This window comes from Candidatus Hakubella thermalkaliphila (assembly GCF_013281975.1).
Taxonomy (GTDB): Bacteria; Actinomycetota; Humimicrobiia; order Hakubellales; family Hakubellaceae; genus Hakubella; species Hakubella thermalkaliphila.
In genome coordinates this window covers 1-561 of record NZ_BLRZ01000465.1, presented here as the reverse complement: position 1 = coordinate 561, position 561 = coordinate 1, and the positions used below count along the sequence as shown (strand labels likewise).

Annotated in this window: 1 protein-coding gene; it reads left to right on the top strand. The window is 52.4% G+C overall.

Annotated elements, in window-relative coordinates; all coding sequences use genetic code 11:
• Positions 1-477: transposase (locus HW443_RS12735; protein ID WP_176238393.1), on the top strand; the 477-nt coding region annotated here is incomplete at its 5' end.
• Positions 478-561: the final 84 nt, after the last annotated feature.

Genomic DNA, 561 nt, shown 5'->3' with positions numbered 1-561 from the left:
CTGGACACGGAACCGGGGGTAGATAAGCGCTCGGCCCAGGATATGGTCGCCGAAATCGGGGTAGAGATGGGTCAGTTTCCATCCCATAAACATCTCTGTTCCTGGGGGGGTATTAGTCCTGGGAACAACGAAAGTGGGGGCAAGCGCCGCAATGGGCGAACCACCAAAGGCAACAAATGGCTGAAGGCGATCCTGGTGGAATGTGGGCATGCTGCCGGACGGACCAAGGATACCTATCTGGGATGGCAATATGCTCGTCTTGCCAGCCGCAAAGGGAAGAAGCGAGCAGCAGTCGCGGTGGGCCACAGCATTCTGGAAGGTGCCTATTTCATCATCCGAGACAAAGTGCCTCACCGCGAGTTGGGCGTCAACTACCTTAACGAAATCAACAAAAAGCATATCATCCGCCACCATGTCCGTCGGCTCGAAAGCCTGGGACTCAAAGTCGATATTCAAGGACTCCCGCTGGTAGCATAATGACCACTACGGGGGGTTATTTTCAAGGGAGTGAATTAGGAACTGTTAAGGCATAAGCTTTGAAAAGTAGAAAATATTAAACAG